This window comes from Arthrobacter sp. SPT-J7 (assembly GCF_059089965.1).
Genome location: NZ_JBNHFF010000320.1, coordinates 1 through 2,851, shown reverse-complemented (window position 1 = coordinate 2,851; position 2,851 = coordinate 1). Strand labels below are relative to the sequence as shown.

Sequence of the window (2,851 nt, the reverse complement as noted above, 5' to 3'; positions counted from 1 at the left end):
AGTTCCGCGGCGCCTGCTGCACCCAAAGAAGAAGACCGTGGGAGTCAGGATCCCGGACAACCGCGTGGTGCAGGCGCTGCTGGCCGAGCTCGGCGAGCCGCTGCTCTCAAGCACCCTGCTGATGCCGGACGAGGAGGACCCGATGACTCAGGGCTGGGAAATCAAGGAGCGGCTGGACCACCAGGTGGACGCCGTGATCGACGCCGGCGACTGCGGCGCCGAGCCCACCACCGTGGTGGACTTTTCCACCGGCGTGGCTGAGGTGGTCCGCCGCGGAACAGGTGACCCGTCCCGCTTCGAGTAGGCCGCTAATCCTGCTTCCGGGCACGGCTGGGCTGCACCCGGGGGGGCTCCCCTGGCATCTTGGGGTAGTCCGGGGGGAAGGGCATTTCCTCGAGGCCGTCCTTGAGGTCCCGGTCCCACCACTCAAGAAGGGTGTCGATGGTCCCCGGATCGCTGTGCATGTCCGCCCAAGGGTCGCCCACGGTCTTGAGCCGGTCCGGCACAGTGAGGATGGTGAAGTTCTTCGGATCCGCGGTCTCCAGCTCATCCCAGGTGATGGGGCATGACACCGGGGCGTGCGGCAGCGCCCGGGGACTATAGGCCCCGGCGATGGTGCGGTCGCGGTTGGCCTGGTTGAAGTCCAGGAAAATCTTCTGGCCCCGCTCTTCCTTCCACCATGCAGTGGTGACTTTTTCCGGCATCCTGCGCTCCACTTCCCGGGCAGCAGCAATGACGGCATGCCGCACATCAAGGAACTCGCGGGTGGGCTCGATGGGGGCGTACACATGCAGTCCCCTGTTGCCGGAGGTCTTGATGAAGCAGGTAAGCCCAGCCTCGGCGAGGACCTCCTTGAGCACCAGCGCGGCCGGGACAGCGTCGTCGAAATCAGTCCCCGGCTGCGGATCCAGGTCGATGCGCAACTGGTCCGGGTTGTCCGTGTTCGCGGTCCGGGACGGCCACGGGTGAAAAACAACAGTGTTCATCTGAACCGCCCAGATCGCGGCGGCCGGTTCGTCCAGGACAAGCATGGGGTGGGAACGCGCGCTCGGGAAAACCACCTTCCTCGTCCGGATGAACTCCGGGGTGCCTTTGGGCGGATTCTTGGAGAAAAACATCTCCCCATCAACGTTGTCCTTGTACCTCTGCAGCGCCACCGGCCGGTCGCCGTTGGCGTTGATGAACGCCTCCCCCACGTCGGCGAAATATTGCGCGAGGTCGAGTTTCGTAAGTCCCAGGTCGGGCCAGAGCACCCTGCTGGGACTGGAAATGCGCATCTCGCGCCCGCCGTCGGGACCTTGGACGGTAATGGTGGTCTGTTCGCTCGCCATGGGGACAACGTACACCCCGGACGCGGCATGCGTTCAGATAGGGAGTTCCGGGTCCGGCATGATGGAGGCATGCCTGCGTCAGAAGTGCCCCTGACCCTCGCGGTGGGCGACGTCAATGTCTCTGCTGTGTACGCCCGCCCGGATGATGCAACCGCAACCGTTGTGGTGGCCCACGGGGCGGGCGCCGGGATGGAGCATCCCTTCCTCCGCGGGTTCACGGCGGCGCTGAATGCGCTGGGGACGGCAACGCTGAGGTTCAACTTCCCCTACCGGGAAGCGGGCCGGAAATTCCCCGACCGCCCGCCGGTCGCGGTCGCCACCTGGCGTGCTGCCCTGGCGACGGCGGCGGAGCAGGCAGCAGCCCATAACGACACCGGCCCCATCTGGGCGTGCGGCAAGTCCTTTGGCGGCCGGATGGCCTCCATGGCGGTGGCAGAAGGGATGGAAGCGGCAGGACTGGTGTACCTGGGCTATCCCCTGCATCCGCCCGGCAAGCCGGACAAGCTGCGGGATGAACACCTGTACGGGCTGACGACGCCCATGTTGTTCCTGCAGGGAAGCCGGGACACCTTCGCCACACGGGAGATCCTGACAGGCGTGGTCTCGCGGATCGGGACGAATGCCGTTCTTCAATGGATGGACGGCGGCGACCACTCGTTCGTCGTCGCCGGACTGAAACGCACAGCGGACGAGGTGGGTGCTTCCCTCGCCGAGCCGGCGGCTGCCTTCATCCGCAGCCACTCCTGACAGCGGCACCCAACACGAGAGCCGGCGCTCAATCCTCCGGGTGCCGCAGGCTGACCGCTGTTACGCAGCGTCGTCCTGCCACCACCCTTCCCAGGCGGCGGAGCTCAACTGTCCTTGTGGAAAATCAGACTTTCCGTCGCCGCTGTGGGACCGGCTGTCATCGTTCCGCTGGCCGTCGAGCAAGAGGTTCAGGCTGGTGAGGAGAAACATCTGCACGTCCTTAAGGTGAGGGTGTAAACAACGTCGTCCAGGTGCAAACGAGCCTATCCACGGGATGTTTCAGTCCATCGACGCGAGGTTTCAACTGTGTATCGGAGATTTCACCCTGAACTACTTGGAGCCGCAGGCCCCGGCTTAGCCGGCTACTTCCCCCGCTTGACGTGTGCGGTGGGCGGAGCCGTCCAGGGATCCTCGGGCCAGGGATGCTTCGGGTAGCGGCCCCGCATTTCGGCCCGGACCTGCGCGTAGGGGCCGGACCAGAACGAGGTCAGGTCGTCGGTTACGGCAAGCGGGCGCCGGGCCGGTGAGAGCAGGTGGAAGAGGACAGGTACCCGGCCGCCGAGCAGTCGTGGTGTCTCTGCCCAGCCGAAACACTCCTGCAGCTTGACGGCCACCACCGGCCGGGCAGTGTGGTCTGCAACCCCAGGGTAGTCAATCCGGATCCGTGACCCGCTCGGCACGTCCAGCCACTCCGGGGCGAGGTCATCCAGCTTGGCAGCCTCCGGCCAGGGCAGCAACCGGCGCAACGGGTCACCAAGAGTGATAGTTCGTGC

5 protein-coding genes are annotated in these 2,851 nt (G+C 65.7%); 2 read left to right on the top strand and 3 right to left on the bottom strand.

Translation table 11 applies throughout. The features are described 5' to 3' along the window. On the top strand, positions 1–304 hold a 304-nt coding region (locus AC5RWX_RS32040), incomplete at its 5' end, for an L-threonylcarbamoyladenylate synthase (protein ID WP_494100214.1). Positions 305–308: 4 nt separating this feature from the next. On the opposite strand, the gene ligD is transcribed toward AC5RWX_RS32040, so the two are convergent. Then, on the bottom strand, positions 309–1,331 hold the full coding sequence (gene ligD, locus AC5RWX_RS32035; protein WP_494100213.1) for a non-homologous end-joining DNA ligase: 1,023 nt from the start codon (positions 1,329–1,331) through the stop codon (positions 309–311). Positions 1,332–1,400: 69 nt separating this feature from the next. Between ligD and AC5RWX_RS32030 the strand changes: the two genes are divergently transcribed. Beyond that, positions 1,401–2,078, top strand: coding sequence for an alpha/beta hydrolase family protein (locus AC5RWX_RS32030; protein WP_494100212.1), 678 nt, complete (start codon positions 1,401–1,403; stop codon positions 2,076–2,078). Between the two features lie 60 nt (positions 2,079–2,138). Here the strand turns inward: AC5RWX_RS32030 and AC5RWX_RS32025 are convergent, their stop codons facing one another. Both AC5RWX_RS32025 and AC5RWX_RS32020 read right to left on the bottom strand, forming a co-directional pair. Further along, on the bottom strand, positions 2,139–2,288 hold the full coding sequence (locus tag AC5RWX_RS32025) for a hypothetical protein (RefSeq protein ID WP_494100211.1): 150 nt from the start codon (positions 2,286–2,288) through the stop codon (positions 2,139–2,141). 152 nt (positions 2,289–2,440) lie between these two features. Beyond that, positions 2,441–2,851: ATP-dependent helicase C-terminal domain-containing protein (locus AC5RWX_RS32020; protein WP_494100210.1), on the bottom strand; the 411-nt coding region annotated here is incomplete at its 5' end.